The organism is Flammeovirgaceae bacterium SG7u.111 (assembly GCA_034044135.1).
Taxonomy (GTDB): domain Bacteria; phylum Bacteroidota; class Bacteroidia; order Cytophagales; family Flammeovirgaceae.
Genome location: CP139021.1, coordinates 5,678,142 through 5,704,401 on the forward strand (window position 1 = coordinate 5,678,142; position 26,260 = coordinate 5,704,401).

General features: G+C 41.0%; 23 protein-coding genes. 14 read left to right on the top strand and 9 right to left on the bottom strand.

What is annotated here, in order from left to right:
* Positions 1–285: 285 nt before the first annotated feature.
* The 3 genes from nhaC (at position 286) to R9C00_22055 (ending at position 3,986) form a co-directional block, all read left to right on the top strand.
* Positions 286–1,767 carry a Na+/H+ antiporter NhaC gene (gene nhaC / locus R9C00_22045; GenBank protein ID WPO34386.1) on the top strand — a complete coding sequence of 494 codons (1,482 nt, stop codon included), beginning with the start codon at positions 286–288 and terminating at the stop codon, positions 1,765–1,767.
* Positions 1,768–1,910: 143 nt separating this feature from the next.
* Positions 1,911–2,126, top strand: coding sequence for a DUF6728 family protein (locus R9C00_22050; protein ID WPO34387.1), 216 nt, complete (start codon positions 1,911–1,913; stop codon positions 2,124–2,126).
* Between the two features lie 228 nt (positions 2,127–2,354).
* On the top strand, positions 2,355–3,986 hold the full coding sequence (locus R9C00_22055) for a DUF4038 domain-containing protein (protein WPO34388.1): 1,632 nt from the start codon (positions 2,355–2,357) through the stop codon (positions 3,984–3,986).
* Between the two features lie 62 nt (positions 3,987–4,048).
* Here the strand turns inward: R9C00_22055 and R9C00_22060 are convergent, their stop codons facing one another.
* Both R9C00_22060 and R9C00_22065 read right to left on the bottom strand, forming a co-directional pair.
* The gene (locus R9C00_22060) at positions 4,049–4,744 is read right to left on the bottom strand and encodes a zinc metallopeptidase (GenBank protein ID WPO34389.1); all 696 of its coding nucleotides are present in this window, start codon (positions 4,742–4,744) and stop codon (positions 4,049–4,051) included.
* Between the two features lie 940 nt (positions 4,745–5,684).
* Positions 5,685–8,045 (bottom strand): family 78 glycoside hydrolase catalytic domain, encoded by a 2,361-nt coding sequence (locus R9C00_22065; GenBank protein ID WPO34390.1) that lies wholly within the window; start codon positions 8,043–8,045, stop codon positions 5,685–5,687.
* 245 nt (positions 8,046–8,290) lie between these two features.
* On the opposite strand from R9C00_22065, the gene R9C00_22070 reads away from it, so the two are divergent.
* On the top strand, positions 8,291–9,355 hold the full coding sequence (locus R9C00_22070) for an aldose epimerase family protein (protein WPO34391.1): 1,065 nt from the start codon (positions 8,291–8,293) through the stop codon (positions 9,353–9,355).
* A gap of 266 nt (positions 9,356–9,621) precedes the next feature.
* Here the strand turns inward: R9C00_22070 and eat are convergent, their stop codons facing one another.
* Positions 9,622–10,953: an ethanolamine permease gene (gene eat / locus R9C00_22075; GenBank protein WPO34392.1), complete on the bottom strand. Its 1,332-nt coding sequence runs from the start codon at positions 10,951–10,953 to the stop codon at positions 9,622–9,624.
* Positions 10,954–11,227: 274 nt separating this feature from the next.
* On the opposite strand from eat, the gene R9C00_22080 reads away from it, so the two are divergent.
* Positions 11,228–12,562, top strand: a complete 1,335-nt coding sequence (locus R9C00_22080; protein ID WPO34393.1) for a hypothetical protein — start codon at positions 11,228–11,230, stop codon at positions 12,560–12,562.
* A 52-nt stretch (positions 12,563–12,614) separates the two neighbouring features.
* Positions 12,615–13,394: a hypothetical protein gene (locus R9C00_22085; protein ID WPO34394.1), complete on the top strand. Its 780-nt coding sequence runs from the start codon at positions 12,615–12,617 to the stop codon at positions 13,392–13,394.
* A gap of 59 nt (positions 13,395–13,453) precedes the next feature.
* Here R9C00_22085 and rplI read toward each other — a convergent pair whose 3' ends face one another.
* The 3 genes from rplI to rpsF are packed head-to-tail and all read right to left on the bottom strand — an operon-like array spanning position 13,454 to position 14,570.
* Complete coding sequence (rplI, locus tag R9C00_22090; protein WPO34395.1) at positions 13,454–13,897, bottom strand: 50S ribosomal protein L9; 444 nt, start codon at positions 13,895–13,897, stop codon at positions 13,454–13,456.
* Between the two features lie 38 nt (positions 13,898–13,935).
* A complete protein-coding gene (gene rpsR / locus R9C00_22095) occupies positions 13,936–14,187 on the bottom strand; it encodes a 30S ribosomal protein S18 (protein WPO34396.1) in 252 nt (83 codons plus the stop codon).
* Positions 14,184–14,570 carry a 30S ribosomal protein S6 gene (gene rpsF, locus R9C00_22100; GenBank protein WPO34397.1) on the bottom strand — a complete coding sequence of 129 codons (387 nt, stop codon included), beginning with the start codon at positions 14,568–14,570 and terminating at the stop codon, positions 14,184–14,186. Before rpsF ends, rpsR begins: the two co-directional genes overlap by 4 nt.
* 344 nt (positions 14,571–14,914) lie before the next feature.
* Between rpsF and R9C00_22105 the strand changes: the two genes are divergently transcribed.
* The 3 genes from R9C00_22105 (at position 14,915) to R9C00_22115 (ending at position 17,678) form a co-directional block, all read left to right on the top strand.
* Complete coding sequence (locus tag R9C00_22105) at positions 14,915–15,490, top strand: NUDIX hydrolase (protein WPO34398.1); 576 nt, start codon at positions 14,915–14,917, stop codon at positions 15,488–15,490.
* 10 nt (positions 15,491–15,500) lie between these two features.
* Positions 15,501–15,605: a MetS family NSS transporter small subunit gene (locus R9C00_22110; GenBank protein WPO34399.1), complete on the top strand. Its 105-nt coding sequence runs from the start codon at positions 15,501–15,503 to the stop codon at positions 15,603–15,605.
* A 291-nt stretch (positions 15,606–15,896) separates the two neighbouring features.
* Complete coding sequence (locus R9C00_22115) at positions 15,897–17,678, top strand: L,D-transpeptidase family protein (GenBank protein ID WPO34400.1); 1,782 nt, start codon at positions 15,897–15,899, stop codon at positions 17,676–17,678.
* Between the two features lie 73 nt (positions 17,679–17,751).
* On the opposite strand, the gene R9C00_22120 is transcribed toward R9C00_22115, so the two are convergent.
* Both R9C00_22120 and R9C00_22125 read right to left on the bottom strand, forming a co-directional pair.
* Complete coding sequence (locus tag R9C00_22120) at positions 17,752–19,812, bottom strand: OmpA family protein (protein WPO34401.1); 2,061 nt, start codon at positions 19,810–19,812, stop codon at positions 17,752–17,754.
* Between the two features lie 276 nt (positions 19,813–20,088).
* Complete coding sequence (locus R9C00_22125) at positions 20,089–21,057, bottom strand: N(4)-(beta-N-acetylglucosaminyl)-L-asparaginase (protein WPO34402.1); 969 nt, start codon at positions 21,055–21,057, stop codon at positions 20,089–20,091.
* Positions 21,058–21,262: 205 nt separating this feature from the next.
* Here R9C00_22125 and R9C00_22130 point away from each other — a divergent pair, with 205 nt between their 5' ends.
* The 5 genes from R9C00_22130 to R9C00_22150 all read left to right on the top strand — a co-directional run bounded on the left by R9C00_22130 (position 21,263) and on the right by R9C00_22150 (position 25,186).
* Positions 21,263–21,877, top strand: a complete 615-nt coding sequence (locus R9C00_22130; protein ID WPO34403.1) for a TetR/AcrR family transcriptional regulator — start codon at positions 21,263–21,265, stop codon at positions 21,875–21,877.
* A gap of 61 nt (positions 21,878–21,938) precedes the next feature.
* A complete protein-coding gene (locus tag R9C00_22135; GenBank protein WPO34404.1) occupies positions 21,939–22,862 on the top strand; it encodes an alpha/beta hydrolase in 924 nt (307 codons plus the stop codon).
* A 47-nt stretch (positions 22,863–22,909) separates the two neighbouring features.
* A complete protein-coding gene (locus tag R9C00_22140; protein WPO34405.1) occupies positions 22,910–24,124 on the top strand; it encodes a molybdopterin molybdotransferase MoeA in 1,215 nt (404 codons plus the stop codon).
* Between the two features lie 55 nt (positions 24,125–24,179).
* The gene (locus R9C00_22145; protein ID WPO34406.1) at positions 24,180–24,458 is read left to right on the top strand and encodes a helix-turn-helix domain-containing protein; all 279 of its coding nucleotides are present in this window, start codon (positions 24,180–24,182) and stop codon (positions 24,456–24,458) included.
* Positions 24,371–25,186: an IS630 family transposase gene (locus R9C00_22150; protein ID WPO34407.1), complete on the top strand. Its 816-nt coding sequence runs from the start codon at positions 24,371–24,373 to the stop codon at positions 25,184–25,186. Before R9C00_22145 ends, R9C00_22150 begins: the two co-directional genes overlap by 88 nt.
* A gap of 30 nt (positions 25,187–25,216) precedes the next feature.
* Here R9C00_22150 and R9C00_22155 read toward each other — a convergent pair whose 3' ends face one another.
* Positions 25,217–26,260 carry an alpha/beta hydrolase gene (locus R9C00_22155; protein ID WPO34408.1) on the bottom strand — a complete coding sequence of 348 codons (1,044 nt, stop codon included), beginning with the start codon at positions 26,258–26,260 and terminating at the stop codon, positions 25,217–25,219.

Genomic DNA, 26,260 nt, shown 5'->3' on the forward strand with positions numbered 1-26,260 from the left:
TTGGTAAGTTTGATTTGGTAAAAATACAGGTATGTAAAATGGCCTGCAATTAATATATGTTAAGCCCTGAAAACAAAAGTAAAGGCTACCAACCGAACCCTAGCCAACAAATTGTTTGTGATAAACATTGCTTTGGCTAACTTTGCTAGCCAACTCCTTATACATGCACACCTCTGAGGTGTTTGGATATTTGATAAACCTTCAAATTTCCAATTTTTCAAATCACCTGAAAAAGCGACCAATCATCACCAGCTCAACTATATTGAACCACAATTACATCATATAATGGATAAAAACATCAAAAAACCAACCCTTTTAGCAGCTCTCATTCCTATTCTCTTTCTTGTTATTGCCCTATTTATCAATGTAATGATTTTTGGCGATGATGGCCTTTCGGGCTCCAACCAATTAATTTTGGTGTTGGCATCGGCGGTAGCTGCCATTGTAGCCATGACCCTAGGAATGAGCTGGGACCAGATGCAATCGGGAATCGTCAAAAGTATTAGCTCTGCCATGCCTTCCATGCTTATTTTGTTACTGATAGGCTCTTTGGCAGGAACTTGGTTGCTCAGCGGCATCGTGCCGGCCATGATCTACTATGGTCTACAAATACTCAATGCTAAAATATTCCTTTTCGCCTCTTGTGTTGTTTGTGCTATTATTTCCCTCGCTTCGGGAAGCTCTTGGTCTACCGTAGCAACCATTGGTGTAGCCTTGCTTGGAATTGGAAAAGCCTTAGGTATGTCCGAAGGGCTCATTGCCGGCTCTATCATATCAGGGGCATATTTCGGTGATAAAATGTCCCCCCTTTCCGACACCACCAACCTTGCCCCAGCCGTAGCAGGAACGGACCTGTTTACCCACATACGTTATATGACTTATACCACTATCCCTTCCATTTCCATTGCCCTTATTATCTACTTGGTGCTGGGCTTTGTAGGGACAGAAGGGACTGCCCCAGGCGATATTGATGCCATCCTCGGTTCTATCGATGCTGTTTTCAATATCAACCTCGCACTTTTCATAGTTCCTGTAATTGTGATTGGAATGATTGTAAAAAAAGTCCCTGCCGTTCCCGCCTTGCTCGCTGGTATTTTGTTAGGAGCTGTATTTGCCATTATTTTCCAACCTCAGGTTATTCAACAGATTTCAAGTGATGGAAGCATTGCTTATAATACTTATGTTGCCGTAATGAAATCGATGTACGGTGATATTGCCATTACGACAGACAATGCAACTGTAAACGATCTGCTTTCCACAGGAGGTATGGCGGGAATGCTCGGTACTATCTGGCTGATCCTTTGTGCGATGGTATTTGGCGGAATAATGGAAGCCAGCGGAATGCTCCACAAGATCACCGAGACCATCATCAATTACGCACATTCTACTGGTTCGCTCATAGCTTCTACCGCTACTACTTGTTTGTTCTTCAACATAACTGCATCCGACCAGTACCTAGCAATTGTAGTCCCTGGGAGAATGTTCTCGGAAACCTACCGAGACCGAGGCTTAAAGCCAGAAAACTTAAGTAGAGCGTTGGAAGACTCTGGAACTGTCACTTCGGTTCTTGTCCCTTGGAACACTTGCGGAGCTACCCAGTCCAACGTATTAGGCGTGGCTACAATAGCTTACCTACCCTTCTGCTTTTTCAATATTATCAGCCCGATCATGACCATTATTTTCGGTTATTTTCAGATCAAACTGAGCAAATACACAGCAGAAGAACTGAAAGCCAAACAAGCAGAAGATTTGGCAGCTGCTAATTAACAGCTACTTAAAAAGATTTAACAGCCTCCGCTTTGCACATGCTCAAGGCGGAGGCTGTTTTCGTTTTTATCCACTTATTGAAAACTTTCCCACAAACAGCTAGTTTTTTTTGTAAATAGCATTCAATATCTAAAATTACTAGCATGGAAAAAGACCAAGAAGTAAAAAAAGGGACTCAAAATACAGTAGAAGAATATTTTGCCATAGGTGAAGTATTTACTTATTTCTTCAGAAAAAAAGACCCTAACCGCAAAACCAACTTCAATTTGAGAATGATGCATGGTATCAATAAAATATCGATGCTCATATTTTTGATTGGGGTAATAGTCATCATTTTAAAAAGATTTTTCACTTCCTAGCACCGAACCTTAGCCCTACTTAAGCCTTTTCCAATAAGACATCCTCCATTGGAAAACCTTTCTATTTGGCAAATAACCAAAGTTAGAGCAGTTTAATTTTCTGCCTTTCATCTCATTCCTTACCTACCCCAGTTCTTTTTCAAAACTTGGAAAGGCAACTTGATATCCACAGCTTTTCCACCTATTTTTCAAGTATCAAACATTCATTTTCATTCCTTAAAAAGGGAAATGATCAAATCTGTAACCTTACTTGCTATGCTGCTCTTTTCTTGGTTTTCCAAGCCCCTAGCTGCGGGAGATATTGCCATATGGCAAAAGCTAGAGCTTGAGTTTGAAAGCTCAAAACCGTACGAAAATCCACTATACGATGTAACTTTTAATGCCGACTTCGTTTCGCCCACTGGCAGAACTATTAAGATCAATGGCTTTTGGGGTGGAGAAAATAACTGGAAAATCCGCTTTGCTCCCGACGAACTCGGAGTTTGGACTTTTACCACCAACTGCTCTGAAAAAACAAATCTTGGACTTCATGGAAAAAAAGGAAGCTTTACTTGCGTAAAAAGCGAAAGCTCCCTACCCCTGTTCCAAAAAGGAGCTATTACACGAAGCAAAGGAGCATATCACCTCACCTACTCCGATGGAACACCGTTTTTCTGGACAGCTTGCACAGCTTGGAACGGAGCGCTCAAATCTACCGACGAAGAATGGGAGGATTATCTAAGCCAAAGGGCTAAAAACAACTACAATGTCATCCAATTTGTGACCACCCAGTGGCGAGGATGCGAAACAAATGCTGAAAGAGAAGTTGCATTTACGGGCAGCGGACGAATAGAACTCAACCCTTCCTTTTTTAAGCGAATAGATGAAAAAATTGATAAAATAAATGAATTTGGCTTAGTCGCAGCGCCTGTTCTGCTTTGGGCGCTGCCTTCAGGAGAAGGGATGCATTTAAGCCCGGGCTACTTCTTACCAGAAACTGAAGCAGCTTTACTCGCCAATTACCTTGTGGCTAGGTATGGAGGCAACCAGATAGTTTGGATCCTGGGCGGAGATGGAAAATATACAGGGGAATACGAGCAGCGTTGGAAAAAAATAGGACAAGCTGTATTTGGAGAAGAAAAACCGGGATTGGTAGCCCAGCACCCTCATGGTAGTTCATGGATTGGAGAAATCTATAAAAATGAGCACTGGCTCGACATTGTAGGATACCAATCGAGCCATAGTAATGGCAAGCCGGTAGTCGATTGGGTAAATAAAGGTCCGATGGCTAAAAGCTGGGACAAACTTCCTCCAAGACCGATCATCAACATGGAGCCTTGCTACGAAAAAATTTTTAATATTACTGCAGAAGATGTTCGCAACGCCTCTTATTGGAGTGTATTTGCCACACCGTTGGCTGGCATTACCTACGGAGCAAACGGCATTTGGCCTTGGATACAAAAAGAAGGCGACTTAATAGAAAACCATGGTGGATTGAGCAAAATACCTCCCGATACTTGGAGGCAAAGTATCGATTTCCCTGGGAGTTTGCAAGTTGGCTACCTTTCTGGCTTTCTTCAGCAGTTTGACTGGTGGACACTTAAGCCCACACCAGAACTTCTAACCAAACAGCCTGGAAATACCCAATTCAATCATTTCATTTCGGTAGTAAGCACTGACAGTAAAGATTTGGTGATGGCCTATGTCCCCAAAAAAACCACATTTAAACTTAGAAATCCCTTGGGGAAAACTTATAAAGTCCATTGGTTCAACCCTATAGAAAACACCTACCTCGCAGGAAGCTTTACCGAAAAAAATGGGTTGTTGGAATTTTCCTCACCTAGTTCGCAAGATTCTGTATTGGTATTAGAAGAAAAATAGAACTACAAAAAAAGGCATTTCGAGTAGTTCGAAATGCCTTTTTTATCAAAATCTTTTTGGGATTAGTCATCCATTCCCATGTACTGAAGCACATAGTAGAATAGCATAGTAATGGAACTAAGCGCGGCAATTACATACGTCATCGCTGCCCATTTAAGTGCATCTTTCGACATGGCATGCTCTTCTCTGGTCACTACCCTTTCCCTGTCTATCCATGCCAAGGCCCTTCTGCTGGCATCAAACTCCACGGGCAAGGTGATGAGCGTGAACAACGTGATGGCTGAGTACGCACCAATAATAATCAGCAAGGTGGTATCCCAAGGCAAAAAGCTTGACCCAAAGAACAATGCACTACCAAAACTCACGATAAAAATAAAGTTCAAAATTTTAGAACTTGCATTTTGGATTGGCACCAAGGCACTTCTCAATTTCAAGAAGCTATACGCCGTAGCATGTTGCACCGCATGACCACATTCATGGGCAGCAACCGCCGCTGCCGCAGCATTCCTTCCGTGGTACACCCCTTCGCTCAGGTTCACCGTTTTGGTGGCTGGGTTGTAGTGGTCGGTAAGATCACCTGGGGTGGAAACCACCTGCACATCGAAAATACGATTATCCCGTAGCATTTTATGTGCTATTTCCGCACCGCTCATTCCAGACCGCAAAGGTATCTGAGCATATTTCCTAAATTTCGATTTGAGCCTTCTGCTTACTACAAAGCTCAAAATCATGAATCCAATAATGATTACCCAAATCATAGTTATATCGTTTTTTTAGTTGTTGAATCTAGTTTGTTTACTTAATCAATACTATAACAATTTTACTACAAAATTGTGTTTTCAGCCAAGATGGCAGCACAGAAACGATTCCCAAAGACGTTTTCAGTCGAAATGTCCTCTCATTTGATTTCAACAAGTTGCTATGGGCAATTTTGTCAGCTTTTTTCAACATTCCTGCTATAACATCCATTAGCTAGTTCGCTCCTATGGAGCTAATCCCAAATGATTTCTTCAGGCTACAAACAGGCCACCTCTACGAGGTTTTAATTTTTCTAATCATATCCTAGCAGCAAATTCCTTTCTGCTTCTCCACCGTCGCGGGCGGTCGAAACAACCACAACGAAACCTTTCATTTTTTTTCATCAGCACATCGAATAATTTCCTCATCATCAAACCATCATTTGGGCGTACTCACACAAGCCCGTCCCGTGCAGCCAAGCCACCCAGCGCACAGCCTATTTCGGTCTTGGCTTTGCCCTCTTTCCCCAGTACGCATTTCACATCCAACATTACTGGTGGAATCAAATTTAGTCCGCTCCTACGGAGCTTGACCCAATAAACTTTCCGCTTTCTACAAACAGGACACCTCTACGAGGTTTTTCAACAACACATCAAAAAGTCACATATTGCAGACGGCTCACCGTTGCGGTGCCGCTTGAAAACATTGCTTGTAACGTCTAATCAAAAAACCTTTGACTAATTGATAGAGCGTCGTGGGTGGTAGAAACGACCACGACGGAAATTTTAATCAGCACATTAGCACATCAAATAATTTATTCATCATCAAACCATCGGATAATCATATCATCACACCCTTCCTTTTTGGCTTCTCCACCGTCGCGGGCGGTCGAAACAACCACAACGAAACCTTTCATTTTTTTTCATCAGCACATCAGCACATCGAATAATCACCTCATCGTTATAGCTTCACCTGCTGCTTTCCGCTTTTCAAGCTCATCGTTTTACCCTTCCATTTGAAAGTTCCTGTAAGCCCTTGTGGCAAGGTAATTTGCCCAGAAATACTGTCCCCGTTCCCCTTCTCAAACTCCACCAAAATATCGCCGAGTGGGTGGGGCATTTTTCCTTTCACATTTTCCAAACTTCCTAAGCTCGGGGCTATTTCCACCGTTTTGAAGCCTGCCGAAGCAGGAGCTATTCCGCAGATAGTGTTGAGAAAATCGAAGTTGGGACTGGCGCTCCATGCATGGCAATCGGAGCGTTGCAAATGTGGCTCACCTGTTTCCCCAAACGTGGTCAGCCCTTGGGAAAGCATCAAGCGCCACTTGCCAAGTTGGCGAACATAGCCATCTGCCAAGCCTGCTTTTTTCATCGCCCTAAAGAGGTAAAACTTGAAATACAAAGTAGTTTGGATCAGGTCTTCTTCCGAAAGCACTTTTTCCATCAAAGCCTGTTGTTTTCCTTCGGGAATAGTATTGGTGAGCACTGCCATGATATTGCTATGTTGGCTAAATTGCATCTTTTCAGGAGTTTCGGCAATCAAACCTCTCTTGCTATCATAGCATTTTTCCAACACAGCTGTTTTTATCTTTGATGCTACTGAAAGCCAATGTTCAGCGTCAGCCTCTTTTCCATAAGCTTTATAGAGATCGGCAGCAAGCTGAAGCGTGTACACATATTGCAAAGAAAGGTTGGCAGAATTGCCTGTAGCAGCCCCTTTGGGCACGCCACTTTCAAACTCTTTAGACCAATCGGTAAATTGCCACCAAGGCAATGCCCCTAGCAAGTTTTCTTCGTTTAGATGCCTTTCGAACCATTCCAACACACCTGCTATTCCATGCAAATGTTCTTCTACAAAAGCAGGATCGTTACGATATCGATGGTAGTCGTGCAGCATCGCTATCCAAAAGAGGGAGTAGGGAGGTATGAGCTGTTTAATCTCCGAGGGATAGCGGGAAAGTGTAAGCCCGTTGGGCTGGCGGGAATTATCAAAATGGCGGATAGCATCTCGCATAAGCCTATCGTCCCCAGACACATAGAGGGAAACCAAGGCTTGGATACGGGTATCGCCTATGTAGTTGAGCTGCTCGTAATAGGGGCAATCGGTGTAGCTTTCTGTAGCGCAAAGCCTAGCCGTGCGCCAGCCCACTTTCCAAATATCGCCCAACGTATTATCACCGCTCTCAAACTGGGCATTTTGTTCAAAAGGATAGGCAGTAAAAATGTGTTTGTAATCTTTGATATGAAGTGCTTCGCTAGTAGTTTCAATATCGAGCTGTACATAGCGGAAGGTTCTCAACCATAGTGGACGAAACATTCTATCTTCGCCACCATCGGGAAGAAAAGCATCGTGGTAACCTATTATTTTTCTTCCTTTAACTTCATTTCTGTTTCCCTTCTGCTGGTTCTCATCGTAAAGGGCTTCTGCATAGGTAACTTTTATCTCGCTATCTTTTCCCTTGCTCACCAGCAACTCTGGATAGCCTACGGTTTCCACGCCCATATCGAGCAAGAGCGTTACCCTACTTCGGGTGGGGATAATGAGTGTTCCCTCGCCCTTCAAAAACCCCTCGTCCGATTTTATGCCCGCACTACGGGCTATCTTGGCAAACCGCTCCACTTTTTCTTCTAGTTGGGGAATGGTTCGGGGCACTAAAAAGCGTGAATTTCCAAATATATAGCCTCTTCCCGTTGCAGGTCCCGCCTCTTTAGCTTGCATCCATTTGCTGTCATCAAACCCAGGTTTTTCCCAGCCCCAAGGGTAAAACCCCCCGTTCACCCTGTCGGTAGGTCCACAGGCATAATAGCCTGTTTGGGACTGGTGGGCAATTGCTGTATGTCCCACATTCTGGATCGTTTTCCAACTTTTTCCTGTATTTACCACCGCATGCTCTTTGTGCTTGGCTTGCAACAAAAAACCCGTCCCCGCAGATATTTGAGCTACTTGTGCCTTATCTCCAAAGTTTACCACCAAGGCTGCCAACACATTTTTCCCCAGTTTTAACTTCGAAGTAATATCATACGTTTCGTACCGCCAATTGGATAAATCGCCCCTAGCAGGACCCATGCCCACAGGCTCGCCGTTCACAAACAGACGATAACGGTTGTCGCCCGACACGTACACTACAAAATCTTCGGGCTTCTCGCTCAGCTCAAATGTTTTTCTAAAATGAAAAACGCCATAATCTACTTCAGATGCGGTTGGGTGGTTGATCCAAGGCGCACTCCACATATACGACATTTTGGGGTTATTTTCTTGAGCGAAACTGTTAGTAAAAAGCAAAAAATAAGTGAAGGCAAAAACTAGGTAGATTTTCTTCATTTTATGGTGTTTATTGTTGAGGTCAGGCTAAATTGACAATACAATAAATATAGAATGGAAAATTATCAATTACCGAATCTTGTAGGAAGATATTTTTTTAACATTAAATTTGAATCGGTGGGAAAAACAAGAAGACCCAGCATTCCAATTACGCAGTCATTTTTTTGGACTTGTAACAACTAGGTCTTCCAGCTTGTTTAATTATCCTCAAAACAAAGAAGAGTAACTCAACAAACTAAATAATAATGAAAGATATGCATATCGAAAAAAATCCTTTTGGATTTCTACCAAATGGGCTTCAGGCAGACAAATATGTGCTGAAGAATAAAAATGGGATGGAAGTAACCATCACGAATTTGGGGGCTACGCTCATTGGTATTAAAGTACCAGATAAAAAAGGAGATTTTGACGATGTTTTGTTAGGTTACGATGATCTTGATGGGTATTTGGCAAACGATACGTTTATGGGAGTGGTCTGCGGAAGGTACGCTAACCGCATAGCCAATGGAAAATTCACTCTCGATGGAAAAAAATATTCTCTGGCAATTAACAACGGTCCCAACCATTTGCATGGAGGAGAAAAAGGGTTTGACAAAGCTCTTTGGAAAGGGTCAATTATTGGCAAGGCGGACTTGGTAGGTGTAGAAATGCGCTTGTTTTCCAAAGATATGGAAGAAGGCTACCCCGGCAATGTGGAAGCACGGGTGATCTATTCCCTCAACAATGATAATGAGCTTACCATCGACTATATGGCCGTTAGCGATAAATCTACGGTGATCAACCTTACCAACCATGCCTATTTCAACTTAAAGGGCGAGGGTAAAGGCGATATTTTAGACCATGAGCTGAAACTAAACGCCAGCCGCTTCACCCCTACCGATAACACCAGTATCCCTACTGGAGAACTGCGAGATGTGGCTGACACCCCTATGGATTTTATGGAGTTCAAAGCCATTGGCAAGCAAATAAACGAAGAAGATGAGCAACTAGCTTTTGGAAGCGGCTATGACCACAACTTTGTGATAGATGGGCCTCTTCGCATGCTCAATAAGGTTGCGGAGGTGAAGGAACCGACTTCGGGCAGGACAATGGAACTGTATGCCACCCAACCCGGCGTACAATTTTATACTGGGAATTTTGTGGAAAATGTGAAAGGAAAGGGGAAAAGTATCTACCAAAAAAGATCAGGATTTTGCCTTGAAACCCAGCACTTCCCCGACTCGCCCAACCAACCTAAGTTTCCTTCAACGGTTTTGAAAAAAAGCGATACTTACGCCCAAAAGGCAGTTTTCAAGTTCATGGCAGGATAATTTTTTGGTATTCTGCCATAGCATAAGGCACTTTATGAATCTACTTGATAATTCAGAATCTAAGATTGATAATTAAGAGGTTAGATGCCAGAAATTAGAGGTTAGAAAAAAGTAAAACTCAAAAAGGGTGTTTTTTCTAACTTCTAGTTTCCAGCCTCTAACTTCCCTTGCCCACGAGACATCGGATCATTATCAGTCGCGAATTAGACTACTTTTTAGGTATCAAGAAAATCATTGAGAACCATAATAACCATGGGCAGAAAACTCTATACTTCTGTTTCTTTCCAAAAAAGCTTAAAGGCAAAAAATGAAACGGCTACAAAGCCAAAGAAAATTGCGGCAAGCACTAGGTTGTAAAAAGTCATGGCTATAAGGGCGATGATGGCAATACCCAAGGCAAGTGCTGGGAATAATGGATAAGCGGGAACTCGGAACGGGCGAGGCATATCGGGCTCTTTTTTCCGTAAAGCAAAAAATGCTAGCATGGAAATGATATATAAGCCAAGTGCCCCAAAGCAGGCAATAGTTATGATTTCCCCAGTTTTCCCTGTGAGCAAAGCTATTATCCCGACCAACATATTGATAAGCAAAGCATTTGCAGGTGTCCTAAATTTTTTATGCACTTTTCCCAACCTCTTGGGAGCATAACCCACTCTTCCAAACTCAAAAGTAGCCCTTCCTGCCGCTAAGATTATTCCATGAAAAGAAGCGATCAAACCAAACAACCCAACTGTGACAAGTAGTTCATACATAAAAGAACCTTCGCCCACTACTTTCCCCAAAGCCAAGGGTAAAGGAGAGTCGGAGGCAACATCACTCCCTTCGGGAAAAACAACCGCTTCCCAACCTGCAACCCCTACTGAAGAACTAAATGTGAGCAAGCACAAAACTACCAGGGTCAAAATGGCTGAACCAAAGCCGATCAGTATATTTCGCTGCGGATTGACAGTTTCTTCGGCTACATTAGCCACACCTTCTATAGCCAAGAAAAACCAGATAGCAAATGGAATAGCGGCAAAAGCACCTTCTATTCCATTAGGAAGAGCATTCTGTTGTAAATTCTTAAACTCAAACTCAGGCAAAGTCACTCCGGCAAAGAGAAGCAATTCACCTACCGCTAAAATAGTAATGATAAGCTCGAAAGAAGCGGCAGCTTTTACCCCGTAGATATTCAAGCCTGTAAAAATCAAATAAGCTACAATGGCGATGGCAATGGTATCGAACTGGGGAAACGAAAGGTGGAAATATGCTCCAATGGCCAGTGCAATGGCCGGCGGGGCAAATACAAATTCTACTATCTGGGTAATGCCGGCAATAAAGCCCATATTTTTGCCTAGCCCTCGGTCGGCATAATCGAACGCCCCTCCAGCCTTGGGAATGGCGCAGGCAAGCTCCGTGTAGCTAAACGTAAAGGTCAGGTACATGATGATGATGAAAAATGTGGCGATGGCTAGCCCAAGTGTTCCGCCTTTTTCCAGCCCCAAATTCCAACCGAAATACATGCCCGAGATTACGTACCCTACGCCTAGCCCCCAAAGCATAAGGGGACCTAATGTCTTTTTTAATTTTGGAGAAGAAACACCTTTTTGTTCTGTCATTTGAGGAAATAGCTAGAATATTTAGAAAAGAGGTGATAATTGTAGGTAGGTAAGGTGTCGACTTCAAGATTACAAAATTTGGGGGCAAATATCAAAAAAGAAGAGAGATCGTGATTTATAAATTACCTAAGCCTGTGGTTCTACTTTTTTTGAAACCGCTACAACTTTTATTATGCATTTAGTGACTTACACTATAGGTACCTATAAAAATAGGAAATGCTTAATCTGATAACTACTAGCTGATATTTTTAAAGCATCTCTAACACACATTACAATGAAATCAAAAAATTACATCGGAGAAATTAGGCATTTTTTGCCACTAAGTTTGACGCTTCTGTTATTAAGTTTTCTTACAAGTTCATGCGAAGACAAGGTTGAATACACCCGTGAATACACGGTAATGGAGCCTGTTTATATGAGCCTCGAAGAAATCAGAAAATCTGTGGTGATAGACGAGCCACAGGAAATCAACAACACTGGTAAGCTCTACCTTTACGGACAATATATCTTGATAAATGAGCCAGGGGAGGGTATACACTTGATCGATAATGCCAATCCTTCAGATCCTAAACCTATTAATTTTATCACTATCCCGGGGAACTACGAAATGGCTGTAAGAGGCGATGTTCTATATGCCGACAGCTACATCGACTTAGTAGCCTTGGACATCAGTAATCCTCTAGCCATAACCGAGCTAAACAGGGTTGAAGGTATTTTTAGAAACTCGAATACGCTAGGGTTGTTCGATATGGAAAAAGGAGCTATTATCGACTGGAATGCTGTAGAAAAAATAGAAGTGACCAAAGGAGAAGTTGGCGGTACCTTCCCAAGCTTTTTTAATAAAGGGAACAATGGGTTTATAGCTATCGATGCAATGAGTTTTTCTGCTAGGGAAATGTCAGTGTCTTCTTTTATTGCGCCACAAGGACAATCTACTGGCATAGGAGGCTCAATGGCCAAGTTCACCATTGTAGATAAATACCTCTACAGCATAGACAACAACAACCTTCAGGTATTTGATCTTTCAGACAAGGAAAACCCCTTAGCTTTAAATCGTCAAGAAGTAGGCTGGGGAATAGAAACCATTTTCCCTACTGCCGACAAACTATTTATAGGCGCTCAAAACGGAATGTATATCTACGATAACTCCAACCCTGCTTCTCCACAATTTTTATCTCAGTACCAACATGTAATGAGTTGCGACCCAGTAGTGGTAGATGGCGATTATGCTTTCGTTACCTTGCGCGACGGCTCAGCTTGCCGTGGAGGTTTTACTAACCAGCTAGATGTTATTGACATTAGCGATCCGGCCAGCCCCACGAATGTGATCAGCTACCCTATGTCACACCCACATGGATTAGGTGTAGATGGCGATTTGCTTTTTATTTGCGAAGGCACTTTCGGGCTTAAAATCTTCAATAAAAAAGATTTGATGGCAATTACCTCTAATGTGGTGATGAATACCAATCAGATGCATGCATTTGATGTAATTCCTTATCAAAATAACTTGCTGATGATTGGCGATGACGGCTTGTACCAGTACGACTATTCTGACCCCGAGGAAATCAAGCAAATGAGCGTATTACCTATTGTAAGGGAAGAAAACTAATTCAATCACCAACTTCCTTCTCTTTCGGGAAGGAAGTGTTTTTTAGATTACGATGAAGAAAAACTACCTACTGCTTTTGCTTATATTGGTTTTTCCACTATTGGCTGAAGCCCAATCGACTTCCTTCGCCAAGATACAGCTCAAAAATGGGTCAAAACTTAAAGGCAATATATTAGAATCTATCGATGAAACAGGAATAGTATTAAGGCTAGACTCCGCAACGCTCAAAATCCATCTGAACGAGGTAAAAAGCATCCGATTTTATGATTCTTCAAAAAAAAGGTTTATCCAATCTCAAACTGACATTGAGGCTATTGGACATAAAACCAGTGGCTTTTTCCATTCTATAAAAGGCGGAGTAGTTTTCGGGGATGACAACACGAACGTAAATGCCCATACAGTTAATGGTATTATGTTCAAAGAGCGCTTTGGTGCTGGAGTAGGTATTGGCTACGACCAGCACAACCCACTTTCTACCCTTCCCATCTATGCTCATTTGCGAGGCTATTTGAAGCAAGGCAAGGTATCTCCTTACTATTTTGCCGACCTCGGCTATGCCAACGCTTGGGACAATAGCGAGGATCAATTTGTAGAGGTTCACAACGTTGATGGAGGGTTATTTTTCCAAACTGGAATGGGTCTGCAAGTAAATTACAAAGGTATTTCCATGGTTTGGGGGGTGGCTTGGAGAAGCCAAAAAAGCCAAATTGACTACTCTTATTATAACTATTGGCCTACTTGGAATAGCTTTGCTCCAACTTCTGGTGGTGAGAAAATTTCGGAAAAGCGTAGCATTCGAGGACTTGAAGTCTCACTTGGTTTACTTTTCTAATAAAAAAAATGCCCCGCGCTAAGCGTGGGGCATCTTCCAAATAAGTAAGTAACCTATAATTAGTTGGCAACCACCACAAATTTGATCTCATGCTTCACTTCTTTGTGAAGGTCAAGAGTTGCAGTGTACTCGCCCAACATTTTTACATCATCTTTAATGATGATTTTTCTTCTGTCGATATCAAAGCCTTTTTCAGTCAAAACATCGGCAATTTGGGTGTTAGTCACCGCTCCGAATATTTTACCTGACTCACCAGCTTTCGCTTGGATAGTAAGTGTAATATCACCTATAGACTGTGCTTTTTCCTCAGCATCAGCTTTGATTTTATCTGCTTTGTGAGCTGCTTGTCTGATATTTTCAGCAAGCACCTTTTTGTTAGAAGCAGATGCCAAAATAGCATACCCTTGGGGGATTAAGTAGTTCCTCCCATATCCTGGCTTCACGTTCACTATGTCGTTTTTATAGCCAAGACCTTGTAGATCTTCTTTAAGAATGACTTCCATTATAAAAAGAATTTTTTAATCAGAATCGAGAATAAATTTTATTTGAAACCGTCAGTTACGTAAGGCAACAAAGCAAGTTGTCTTGCTCTTTTTATTGCTCTAGAAACGCGTTTCTGGTATTTCCAGCTAGTACCGGTCAACCTTCTTGGCAAGATCTTACCTTGCTCGTTGAGGAATTTGGCTAAGAAATCAGGATCTTTGTAATCAATATACTTGATATTGTGCTTTCTGAACCTACAATATTTCTTTTGTACTTCAGTCCTGCTAACAGATTCGTTCATTAATGTCATGATTTCACCTCCTCTTTTTTATCTGATTCTGTTTCTTTTTTCTTTTTGTTGAATTTGCCTTGTCTTCTCTTTTCATTGAAGTCAACGCCATACTTGTCAAGCGACACAGTGATAAAACGCATCACTTTCTCGTCCCTTTTCAACTCGATCTCATACTGTTTGATAACCGAAGGATCTGCCTTAAACTCAAAAAGTTGGTAGTACCCAGTCGTCTTTTTGTCGATAGGATAAGCCAGCTTTTTAATGCCCCAGCTCTCTTCATTGTAAATGTCAGCACCAAGCTCTTTCAGAGTTTCTTGGAATTTCTGTACGGTTTCCTTTATCTGTTGCTCAGATAAAACGGGAGTTATAATGAAAACCGTTTCATAATGTTTCAAACTCATTGTAAATTAATGGTTTAAGATTTACTTAATTTTTTCGAGGTGCAAATATAGGTGAATTCCTACGAATAAACTACCTCTTTGTCATATAAAAAAAGCTCAATGGGCTAACAAACAAAGAAAAAATAAAATGTTACCAGATTAAAAAGCTGAATTTTTAGGGCGCACTCACGCAAGCCCCTTCCCGAGCAAGTGAGCCGCCCAACGCACGAACCCATTTCGGTCTCTCTTTTGCTCCCTTCCCCCAGTGCACATCATCGCCAAAATACTGCATGCAAGCTCGAAAGCAATCATATTTTAGTATCTTTGGCAAACGGACTTCCAGCCGATTTAGCAAACCAACAACCATGAAAAAAGTAGAGATCAACAAAAGCCAGCTATTACTCAATGATTTTTTTAAGATTGAAGAAGCTTTTCTCAAATTTGAAAAATACAATGGGGAAATGAGCAATGAAGTAAGAAGGCTCAACCTCGATAGGGGCGACTCGGTCACTGCTATACTTTGGCACAAAGACAGGCAAAAAATGATCTTTACCGAACAGTTCCGTTACCCTACCCACCAAAATGGCGATGGATGGATGCTCGAACTCCTTGCCGGAGGAGTTGCCAAAGGAGAAAACCCTGAAGAAGCTCTTATTAGAGAAATAGAAGAAGAAGTAGGCTATAAAGTAAATATCGTCAAATACCTCTGTAATTTTTACGCTTCCCCAGGCGGCACCTCGGAGCGGGTGTTTTTATACTACGCTGAAGTAGACGATAGCATGCTGGTTGGAGAAGGCGGTGGGCTTGACCACGAGGATGAGGACATCAAAGTAATAGAATATTCCTTAGAAGAATGCTGGGAGCTCTTCATGTCTGGAAAGGTGAATGACGCCAAAACTATAATCGGATTATTAATGTTCAAAAGAGAACTAGCCAACTAAACGAAAAGTTATGACACTGTCAAGTATAATCAGTATGCTACTAATAATAGGTTTTATTGTTGGCGGATTCATATACTTCCTATCTGTTGCCTTTAGGGAAGAAAAAGATGAATAACTGGTTAACAGCTATTCACAAAAACAATCACCTAACACAGAAAACATTTAAACAGGTCTTTATCAAAGTTAACAAAGGCTAATCTTCCTATTTTTTAAATTCCTCTATTAAAATAGGGCAACCTGCAAAAAACAGCCGTTTACCACTATATTTTTTTACTATTTGCCCATTTTACAGAATAATACCCTTGTCTTGGCTGTATTTGCCAAACCCCTCCTTTATAACCCTGTATTTTCGAAGGCGTATACTTAAAGACAACGACTTCGAAGATAAACCCTAACTGACGTTATAATGATGAACAACAAATTCACAAATAAACTAATACAACTACGATCTAGCTTTTTAAAACTGGTGGTAAATGATCCTGAATCCATCATTCGCAATTTCAAACCGAACGTCCAAACCATGATATTTAAAAACTACAAACTCTCCTCACTACTAGCTATTATAGCTCTGTTTTCATTTTCAAACCTGCAAGCTCAATTGCTTGAAGATGGGCGCTACACAAGCACTCAGAAATATATCGAGGTCAGCATGACCTTTGCCGAAGAAAACCTCCAAAACATTAAAAACCCTCGTGAAAAACAACTAGCATGGGAAGTTCAGGCTTTTTACAAGTCAAGAAACTCAGAACCAGCATGGATAAATACTGATGGAACCCTAAAAGCCATGGCTTATCAAATGCCTGCTTATGTATCTGACATGATGCACCCATCTTATTTTAACTTTCAAAAGCTATTCAACTTATTCGAAAAATATAATGCGATTGTAGCATCGGGAGCAGTACCTAGTTCGAGGATGTTGGGCAAAATGGATTTATTTCTTACTCAAACCTATCTGGCTGTGGGCATGGTTAACCTCAATGGATATGTGTTGCCAGAAGAATTAACAGGTATTGAATGGTATTTACCAAGCCGTACTGCAAATGTTGTTAATAACCTCACTAAAGCAGTAATTGAAGGCGATGTAAAAACTCAACTTGATAATCTATTACCTAAAGATGATGCCTACCCTAAGTTGGTAGCACATTTGGATAGGTACAAAGAAATAAAGAAAAATGGAGGCTGGCCGATGGTTTCATCTGAAATTTTGGATGTAGAAATGGGCGATACAAGTGCCGTAGTATCTACCTTGCGCAAAAGGTTGGGAATTACTGAAGATTTAGCTACAATATTTCTTACAGGAGAAGTATACGATGAAAACCTAGTAGAAGCGGTTACATTTTACCAAAAGAGAAATGGGCTTGCAACCGATGGAAAAGTTGGCAAAAACACATTAGACAACTTGAATATTAGCGTTGAGGAACGCATCAGGCAACTTGAATTGAATATTGAACGCTATAAGTGGCTTCCAGACCATAAAGGCAGAAAATATATTTGGGTGAATATTCCTGAGTATATGTTGAGAATGTATGAAGACGGTCAGTTGGTAAAAGAAAATGTAGTAGTGACAGGGGCAAAAAGACATCAAACCCCTTGTTTCCAAAGCAAGTTAACTAACATCGTTTTTAACCCTTATTGGAATGTGCCCATCTCTATTGCTAAAAATGAAATAGGTCCCAAAGTAAGCCAAGATGCCCAATATTTATTAGATAAAAATTACGAAGTGGTGAACGGCTGGGGCACTAATAAAGCGCTGGATAGCACTGAAAATATAGACTGGAATGATAAAAGTTCATATAATAAAATAAGGTTTCGCCAAAAGCCTGGCCCTGGCAATGCATTAGGAATCGTGAAATTCAACATGCCAAATAAATGGAGTATTTATCTTCACGATACTCCTTCTAAAAGCAAGTTTAAAATGGCTCATAGGGCGTATAGCCACGGTTGCGTGAGAGTAAGCGACCCAACTAGCCTAGCCGTTTCTGTATTGGAAAATGATCCGAGATGGTCAGAAAATGATGTACAAAAAGCAATAGCTACGGGAAAGACACAAAGAATACAAATAGTAGAAGAAATTGATGTTTACTTGGTCTATATGACGGCATGGGTTGATGATAATGGTCAACTTCAATTGCGTGAGGATGTATATGGAAGAGACAAAAAACTAGATGCCAAGTTGCAAAATATTTAAAAAACTCATAGCTGTACAAACACAAAAGCCTCGCAGTTAACCTGCGAGGCTTTTGTGTTCTTCAGGGTAAAAATTATTCAATTACAACTTCAGCTCTTCTATTTTTCCTTCTGTTTTCCTTAGTAGTATTCGGCACAAGTGGATTATTTTCACCTTTACCTGATACGCTAATTCTACTTTCGTCTATCCCATTTTTCTTCAAGAATTTAGCAGCAGCTTTTGCCCTTCTTTCCGAAAGCTGCAAGTTATAGTTTGCATCTCCAGTACTATCAGTATAACCAGTGATCGTCACCTTCGTATTGGCATATTTTTGCAAATAGGCAACCACATCCTCTAAGTTATTAAATTGCTGACCTGAAATAATTGCCTTATCGAACCCGAACTGCAAATGGAAAGATTCAAATTTAGGAGCAATTTCAGTTGGAGTTAAATCCTCCCCTACGCCTCCTACTGCTCCATCGCCATCAGCTGATGCAATAAGCTCTTCTGGCTTCACCAAGTACTCATCTGGTATTTCAGTTGAGTTAATCAAGTTTTCATTGTCAAGCTTATTTGAAGTATAAAACTTGATCTTACCTGATTTAGACTGAACCAATGCTCCTTCTTCTCCTCCTACTAGGAAGTCATAATTAGCATTTCTTCCAGCAAAGAAAATATTGATGGCAACTTTGTCCTCAAATATATTTTTATCTCCTTGGTCAATTTTTACATCAAGCTCTTTTTCAAATGGGATTACGATCTCATATTCACCATTTTCATTACTTACAGTCTGATAAGTTTGCCCATCATGCACCATCGTAATCATTGCATTGTCAATAGTCTCTTTTTTCTCTTGGTCGTAGATTTTACCAGCCAAGCGAATCCTATCGAAAAGGTATGCACCATAGATATCTAATGAGCCAAAACCATCATTTCTTGAAGAAGAATAATAAGCATATTTGCCCGACACATTATAAAACACATCTTCGCCTACCGTATTTGTAGGATATCCTAGGTTTTGAGGCTTGCTCCATGTCCTATTGGCTGAGTTATAAGCACTTTTAAATATATCATAACCACCCATAGATTTATTACCTTTTGAGCTATAATAGAAATACCCATCTTCTGCCAAGTAAGGCGAATCTTCATCGTAAGGAGTGTTCAACTCTACAATTGGTACTGGCGCAGTCCACTTGTCATCATCTTCCTTATAAGTAACATACAAGTCCAAATCTCCATTTTCAGAAGCTAAGTCTGAAGAGAAATAGATAGTGCGACCGCCATCGGCTATAAAACAATGTGACTGATAAGCAATAGAAGTCACAGGCTTAATCTTTTCACCTTTAGACCACTTGCCTTCAACATAATCGGTTAGGAATAAATTTCCATTTCTGAAAACAACCAGTTTGTTCTCATCATACATCATTTGAACCGTAGCATCGTGGTGTTTTGGCTTTGTACCATCTGTTATTTCAACAGGAGTTGACCATTCATCATTTTCATCTAGCGTTGTTTTATAGATTTTTTCAAACGTATAACCATCTTCCGCTATTTCCGATTCACCACTTTTTGGCTGTCTAGAAGTGTAAAGTATAGTTCGATAATCATCCATCATCACAGCACTGTACTCCATGTCTTTGGAGTTGATATCAGAACCTAAATTTTTCACTACCATCCCTTTTACAGGTTGAGCATAATACTTTTTAGCTAAAGTAATATTATCCTTCAAAAGGTTGATTTCATCTTCGGGACGTGGCGAGTCTCCTTCTATTGCCTTCAATGCTAACAGAGCCTCATCAAACTTTTCATTTTGATGATAGGCCATTGCCATATAGTAATGGTATCCTCTGTCTATCGAAGGAATTTCAGTATCCTTCAAATCCAATAGCATTGACAAAGCTTCTTTTGGCTTTTTATCATGCATCTCCAAGTAACATCTCGCTTGGAAATATGTTGCTTTAAGTTTTTCCTCATCTGCAGCAGCGGCAGCTTCAAAATAACCCAATGATTTTCTTATATTACCTTCATAATATTCATGAAGGCCTTTTTTCATCATACCTCTATCGGCTTGCCCAAACAATGCCAAGGGTAAGGTGAAGATCAAAATGGAAAGTACCCATTTGCCAAAACAGGTTTTATTAACATATGAAGACATAAGTGTAAGGTTTTTTTAGTTAATATATCATTCACATCCTTTTTGTGAACATACCTTAATTACCAATCTAACGCCTTCATTTCCAAGTATTATGAAAACAATGAAAAGAATTATTTTAATTTTTATTTTATAGTACCATCAAATATTGGTAAAATCCAATATCATACATGGTTTCCTGCTAAAAACCTATTTTTACTACAAAAGCTACAATGTGAAGAAATACTTTATTAGGTTATTTTTTATTCAAAAAAAGTAGTACTCCAGTAAAAAAATTACCTAAGGAACATAATGCTTCCCATCAATCAAGTCACTGCTCTTGATAGTTTTCACCGCATAGGTAAAGCCTTTGTGAATACAGTAAGCCCCTGTCTCTCCATTTTTATTGAGAGCCAAAAATCCAATCTGCACATCTTTATAATTTTTATTCTTCTTCACTATTCTTTCCACGGCTACCTTACAAGCTTCTTGAGGCGATTTTCCTTGCCGCATCAATTCCACAACCAAATGACTACCTACTATTTTTATTACTTCTTCGCCCATGCCAGTTGCTGTAGCACCACCAACTTCATTATCTACAAATAACCCAGCTCCTATGATAGGTGAATCCCCTACTCTTCCATGCATTTTGTAGGCCAACCCGCTGGTAGTGCAAGCTCCAGAAATATCCCCATTTATATCCATCGCCAACATTCCTATAGTATCGTGGTTCTCAACATTGATAACAGGCTCGTAGTTATTTGTCTCTTTCCACTTTTCCCAAGCTTTTTTAGAGTCTTTGGTCAGCAAATCTTCTTTTTTGAAACCTTCCGAAAGAGCAAATTGTAAAGCTCCATCTCCTACCAACATCACATGTGGTGTTTTTTCCATCACTGCTCTGGCAATCAATACAGGGTTTTTAATATGTTCCAAACACGCAACAGAGCCACAGTTGCCTAATTCATCCATAATGCAGGAATCTAGCGTAACCCTTCCATCTCTATCGGGCCTACCACCATAACCAACCGAGCTTTCGGTAGGATCAGACTCGGGAACCATCACACCTTTTACTACTGCATCCAACGCCCTACCCGATTTTTCCAGCACTGTCCAAGCCGCTTCGTTGGCCTCCACACCAAAATTCCAAGTAGATACAACAATAGGCTTGGTCTCTTTTTTAGGCCGTTTTGCCAATAACTTTCCCATTGGTACTCCTACAAATGAGGCTGCCATCGCTGCACCTCTGATAAATTTTCTTCTTGAGTTCATGTTAAATTAGATTGTGGTTGTATAAATACCTGATCGAAAATACATTTAATAAAATAGCACAAGTGCTTATCTTGAAAATTTAGGCTGTTTAAGAGGTAATTCAAAGCTTTAAGCTTCTAAGCGAGAAAAATAATTCAGAATAAATTATACCAACCGGTATATTTCTATTATATTAGTTTCAGAATTAAAGTAATAATTGAGTAAAATGTCCAAAAAAGAGCGTACTACCCAGTTTATCCTTGAAAAAGTTGCTCCCATTTTTAATAAGAATGGGTATGTCGCTACAAGTATGGGTAAAGTGTCCTCAATCACTGGTCTCTCAAAAGGATCGGTATACAGTAATTTCGATAGCAAAGAAGATTTGGCAATCAAAGCCTTCAATTACAATATAAAAAAGGTGATGGGCTATATGAAAACTCATCTTGACAAAGCCAATTCAGCACTTGACAAACTCAAAGCTATTACAAATTTCTATCGCAAATATTACGATTACACCATCACATTTGGAGGTTGCCCTCTTTTAAATGTTGGAGTGGATGCTAATTACCAAAACCCCGCTCTTTTAGCCAGAGTAAGGCATGTGATTAAAAAACTAGAAAGTTCAATAGCCAGAATTATTGAAGAAGGCGTGGTACAAGGAGAGTTTAAACCTGAAATCATGCCTAAAACCGAAGTACTGGCAAGGAGCATTTTTGCCTCGCTAGAAGGTGCTATTTACATGTCTGTCACGCTTGAAAACACCAATTATTTACTTGAAATGGTAGATCAGATTGACAGAATGATTGAAAACGAATTAGTACTAGTACCGAAATCAACATAGAATAGAATCTCTTTTTTTATATAAAAATATACCAACTGGTATATTTAATAAACCCAACCTAATGAAAACATTAATTTTATCATTCCTCAAGGCTTATTATGGCATTCTTTCGGCCATCTTACCTAACCTTGCTGCCAAAAAAGCATTCATGCTTTTTCAGAAAACGAAAAAGATGAAGCTCAAACCCAAAGAAGAAAAGCTATATGATAAGGCAAGACATTTCCAAATCCCTACTAGTAATCTAGACGAAGATGTACATTGCTATCATCTTAAAAACGAAGAAGTACCACCCAATGGAAAAACAGCAGTATTGGTTCATGGCTGGGATTCAAATGCGGGTAGTTTAATGGGGATTGCCGAAAAACTACTATCAGAAGGTTTTGAAATATACGCCCTCGACCTTCCCGCCCATGGCAAATCGAAACTTATCCACTGTAACCTTTATATCTCTTCTCTTGCCTTAAAAGCCCTTTTAGAGTTTGTAGCAGACCCAAAACAAACAATTTATTTGATTTCTCACTCTTTTGGCTCAGCAGTAGTCGGCTACGCCCTCTGGAAGACCGATGCACACGTTGACAAAGTGGTCATGCTCACCACTCCTAACAAAATGACAACTATCTTCAGGGAATTCCAACAGTTTATAGGCCTGGGTGAAAAATCTTACCAAAAAATGTTGGACATCACTAAAAACATAATTGGAGAACCACTTGAAAACGTAGAAGTAGCAAAAAAACTAGCGCTGGCAAACATTCCTCAACTTAGCATTATTCACGATAAATTTGATAAAGTTGTCCCATTTCAAAATGCGAAAGATGTAGTAAGCGCTATTCCAAATGCAAAGCTGATCACCTATGAAAAAATAGGACACTATCGCATGCTCTGGAACGAAGAAGTCATCAACCAAGTAGCAGCAATTTTGAGCAACAAACAGAAAGAGCTTAAAATTGAAAAGAGTGAGGTTCAGCAAAAAGTAAAAATAGCTTAATGGAAGAATTAACTATTTTTGCCCAACACAGATCAAAGTAATTCAATATGATAACCGTAGCTGAAGCCAGTAAAATCATCCAAGATTCCGTTCATATTTTCCCAACTGAAACAGTTCCATTTGGAGAAGCAACTGGCAGGATACTGAGAGAAAGTATCCACGCAGACAGGGACTTTCCTCCCTTTGACCGAGTGATGATGGATGGAATTTGCCTACGGTTTGAACAACTGGAAAAAGGTCAAAATAAGTTTGCTATAGAAGGAAGGCAATTGGCAGGGTCTCCCCCGTTGGAGCTTACCAACCCAGAAGGTTGTTTGGAAATAATGACAGGAGCTCCCCTTGCCAAAGGCGCTGACACAGTGATCCCTTTCGAGGATTTTGACGTAGAAGAAGTGGATGGAAAAAAATATGCAGTCATCCAAATTGCCCCTTCAAAAGCATTCAAAAATGTTCATTTACAAGGTACAGATAAAAAAACAGGCGAGGCTTTACTCGGTAATGGAAGAAAATTGACTTCACCCGAAATAGCCGTAGTCGCAAGTGTAGGGAAAGCAACAATAGAAGTTACCCAAAAGCCTAAAATTGCCATCGTTTCCACGGGGGACGAATTGGTAGATGTACATGAGCAACCATTGCCACATCAAATAAGACGGAGCAATAGTTATGCTATCCAAGCCGCACTTGCCCCTCTACCAGTTGAGTCCAAAAGCTTCCACCTCACAGATGACAAAGCAAGTCTCAAAGAAAAGTTAGGGGAAATTATTGACAATTATGATGCTGTCATTTTAAGTGGTGGAGTTTCCAAAGGAAAAGCCGATTTTGTACCCGAAGTGTTGGAAGAACTAGGAGTTGAGAAACTTTTTCACAGGGTAGCACAGCGCCCAGGAAAACCATTTTGGTTTGGGAAAAACGCAGATGGGAAAGTTGTTTTTGCCTTACCGGGAAACCCTGTTTCTACGTACATGTGTTTCTATAAGTACTTTCTTCCTTGGCTCATTTCAAGTTTAGGCTTAGAACAGCCAAAGCCACTTTATGCTATTCTAGAACAAGATTTCAACTTCAAACCTGACATCAGCTTCTTTTTACAAGTAAAAGTAGTTTCAGGAGAATACGGCCAGCTTAAGGCTATTCCTTTTGCCGGAAAAGGCTCTGGCGATTTTGCAAATTTGCTCCAAGCAGATGCTTTTCTTGAACTACCACAAGGCAGAAGCGACTTTCACAAAGGAGATGTGTTGAAGCTAGTACCGTTTAGGGAACTGTAATTTTAAGTAAGTGGACAAAAGAAACCGTATAATAAAAAAGCCTTAAATTAGCTTGATGGAAAAACGCTATATCACACTAAGTGCGTCAGAAGAGATGGAACTAAAAACCTTGAAAAAGCAGGGTGGTTCTGAACGCGAGCGCGACCGTGCCCATGCGCTGCTCCTGAGCAACAAAGGACATACGATAGATATGCTCAGGGACATATTCGAGGTGCGCAGGGCCACCATCTCGGAGTGGTTTGACAGATGGGAATCCTCAAAGGCGGCAGGATTGATGGATGCCCCCAAGAGTGGGCGGCCGAGTATCTATACGGTGGAAGAGCAAAAAAAATAGCATCCCTTGCCCGGGAAGGGCCTGTCACCTGTCTCCGTTTTTTTGCCCAAGAGGTCTCCACCAAGTTCGGCAAGGACGCCTGTGGGAAGACCGTCAAGCGGATATTGAAAAAGTCGGGTCTTGTCTGGAAGCGCATGCGCAACTCCCTGGAAAACAACCGTGACGAAGAGATGTTCCGTTTCTTCCAACAAGAACTCGACTGTCTGGGACAGCAGGCCCGGCAAGGGGAGATCGACCTGTGTTATTTTGACGAGACGGGGATAAGCCTGTGCCCGAACGTTCCGTATGCGTGGCAGCCCGTTGGCACGGCAAACAAGCTGCCCGCCCGGCGGGGCAACGGGGTCTCCGTCTTGGGCATACTCGACCCGTTGGCCAACACCTTCACGGGGAGCTATTACCATGGCGCGGCAAACTCGGCATGTGTCATACAGGTACTGGACAGTTTCTCCGAGACGATCACGAAGAAGACCGTACTGGTCTTGGACAACGCAGCGATACATAGATCCAAAGAGGTAGGGGAAGCTATGGGAAAATGGAAGAAAAAAGGCCTGTACCTACAGTTTATCCCTGCATACTGTCCCGAACTCAACCTGATAGAGATCTTGTGGAAGATGCTCAAGCATTATTGGATCAGGCCAAGGCACTATGCATCCATGCAATCTCTCATAGAGGCCACCTTGTACATCCTACAAAATTATGGAAAACAATATTCGATTTCTTTTGGGTAGGTACTTAAAACCAAGCTCCTGTTTGGTTGGCTACTTTTTTAACCTTTCATGGAACTTGAGCACTTCTTCAGGAACCTCATCTACTGGAGGAAGCCCAAGTTTTGTACCTAAAAAATAAAGAGTTGAATCACGAACTGCTTCCCATGCATTGGATTTTATATCTGAGCAAATAACATGGCGACCAGCTTTTGGGAAAGCTAAGCTTTTTTTCATGGTAGGATCGGTAGAAAGTTGCTCGAACATTGGGTGCATCGCCGACACATCTACTACCTTATCTTGCTCATCGTCGTTCTTATAATAATATCCCAAAAACACAGGGCATTTCACCTTGGAAAAAGTCTCAGAAGTCATTATTTGGTTTTTTAAGCCCGAAAGAGATTGCACACCCTCTAGCCTATACGAGGTAGTCCAATAGCTGAGCGTCTTAGGATTGTTGGGTTTGAAACTAGTGGACTCTCCACCAATTATCGCCCTAGCCAAATTTAGCCCCCAAGGCTTAGCCACTAGGTTGGCATTTTTATCAGCAAAATCTATTAGGGGAGAATAAAGTATAAGAGCTGCAATATCAGGATTTTCCGCAGCGAGGTAAAGGCCAAACATTCCTCCCGTAGATGTCCCCAATACAATAACTTTTTCCCCAATCAACTTCCCGACTGCAACAGCCTTTTTGGCAGAAGCCAAGTAGTTTTGCGGAGTGAGCGAGTAGAAAGTCGAATCACTTTCTAGCCCATGTCCTTCTAACCGAGAGAGGAACAAGTTACAATTGTAATATTCAGCAATTTGCTTGTGAACAGGCAGCCCTTCCCCTTGCGAAGCAGAAAAACCATGTAAATAAACAATGCTATAAGGCGTCTTTTTCCTTTCCCCATTTGCCCAAACAACCCTAGCTTCGTTATCCTCTTTTATATTTGAATAGGCTGACTCCCAAAGTTTAATAGAATCATCCAGTTCTTCCAAAGGAATGGACAGAGTAGGTAGTTCACCATTTATTCCATCCAAATCAGGTTGAGGGCCAAGGAAATAAACCCCAACCATCACCAACAAAAAGACACCAGTCCACTTAAGGAATTTCAT

What these genes read in the sequence shown, in the direction of transcription:
- nhaC (WPO34386.1), top strand. Translation starts at nt 286, where the DNA reads ATGGATAAAAACATCAAAAAACCAACCCTTTTAGCAGCTCTCATTCCT.
- R9C00_22050 (WPO34387.1), top strand. Translation starts at nt 1,911, where the DNA reads ATGGAAAAAGACCAAGAAGTAAAAAAAGGGACTCAAAATACAGTAGAA.
- R9C00_22055 (WPO34388.1), top strand. Translation starts at nt 2,355, where the DNA reads ATGATCAAATCTGTAACCTTACTTGCTATGCTGCTCTTTTCTTGGTTT.
- R9C00_22060 (WPO34389.1), bottom strand. Translation starts at nt 4,744, where the DNA reads ATGATTTGGGTAATCATTATTGGATTCATGATTTTGAGCTTTGTAGTA.
- R9C00_22065 (WPO34390.1), bottom strand. Translation starts at nt 8,045, where the DNA reads ATGAAGAAAATCTACCTAGTTTTTGCCTTCACTTATTTTTTGCTTTTT.
- R9C00_22070 (WPO34391.1), top strand. Translation starts at nt 8,291, where the DNA reads ATGAAAGATATGCATATCGAAAAAAATCCTTTTGGATTTCTACCAAAT.
- eat (WPO34392.1), bottom strand. Translation starts at nt 10,953, where the DNA reads ATGACAGAACAAAAAGGTGTTTCTTCTCCAAAATTAAAAAAGACATTA.
- R9C00_22080 (WPO34393.1), top strand. Translation starts at nt 11,228, where the DNA reads ATGAAATCAAAAAATTACATCGGAGAAATTAGGCATTTTTTGCCACTA.
- R9C00_22085 (WPO34394.1), top strand. Translation starts at nt 12,615, where the DNA reads ATGAAGAAAAACTACCTACTGCTTTTGCTTATATTGGTTTTTCCACTA.
- rplI (WPO34395.1), bottom strand. Translation starts at nt 13,897, where the DNA reads ATGGAAGTCATTCTTAAAGAAGATCTACAAGGTCTTGGCTATAAAAAC.
- rpsR (WPO34396.1), bottom strand. Translation starts at nt 14,187, where the DNA reads ATGACATTAATGAACGAATCTGTTAGCAGGACTGAAGTACAAAAGAAA.
- rpsF (WPO34397.1), bottom strand. Translation starts at nt 14,570, where the DNA reads ATGAGTTTGAAACATTATGAAACGGTTTTCATTATAACTCCCGTTTTA.
- R9C00_22105 (WPO34398.1), top strand. Translation starts at nt 14,915, where the DNA reads ATGAAAAAAGTAGAGATCAACAAAAGCCAGCTATTACTCAATGATTTT.
- R9C00_22110 (WPO34399.1), top strand. Translation starts at nt 15,501, where the DNA reads ATGACACTGTCAAGTATAATCAGTATGCTACTAATAATAGGTTTTATT.
- R9C00_22115 (WPO34400.1), top strand. Translation starts at nt 15,897, where the DNA reads ATGATGAACAACAAATTCACAAATAAACTAATACAACTACGATCTAGC.
- R9C00_22120 (WPO34401.1), bottom strand. Translation starts at nt 19,812, where the DNA reads ATGTCTTCATATGTTAATAAAACCTGTTTTGGCAAATGGGTACTTTCC.
- R9C00_22125 (WPO34402.1), bottom strand. Translation starts at nt 21,057, where the DNA reads ATGAACTCAAGAAGAAAATTTATCAGAGGTGCAGCGATGGCAGCCTCA.
- R9C00_22130 (WPO34403.1), top strand. Translation starts at nt 21,263, where the DNA reads ATGTCCAAAAAAGAGCGTACTACCCAGTTTATCCTTGAAAAAGTTGCT.
- R9C00_22135 (WPO34404.1), top strand. Translation starts at nt 21,939, where the DNA reads ATGAAAACATTAATTTTATCATTCCTCAAGGCTTATTATGGCATTCTT.
- R9C00_22140 (WPO34405.1), top strand. Translation starts at nt 22,910, where the DNA reads ATGATAACCGTAGCTGAAGCCAGTAAAATCATCCAAGATTCCGTTCAT.
- R9C00_22145 (WPO34406.1), top strand. Translation starts at nt 24,180, where the DNA reads ATGGAAAAACGCTATATCACACTAAGTGCGTCAGAAGAGATGGAACTA.
- R9C00_22150 (WPO34407.1), top strand. Translation starts at nt 24,371, where the DNA reads ATGGGAATCCTCAAAGGCGGCAGGATTGATGGATGCCCCCAAGAGTGG.
- R9C00_22155 (WPO34408.1), bottom strand. Translation starts at nt 26,260, where the DNA reads ATGAAATTCCTTAAGTGGACTGGTGTCTTTTTGTTGGTGATGGTTGGG.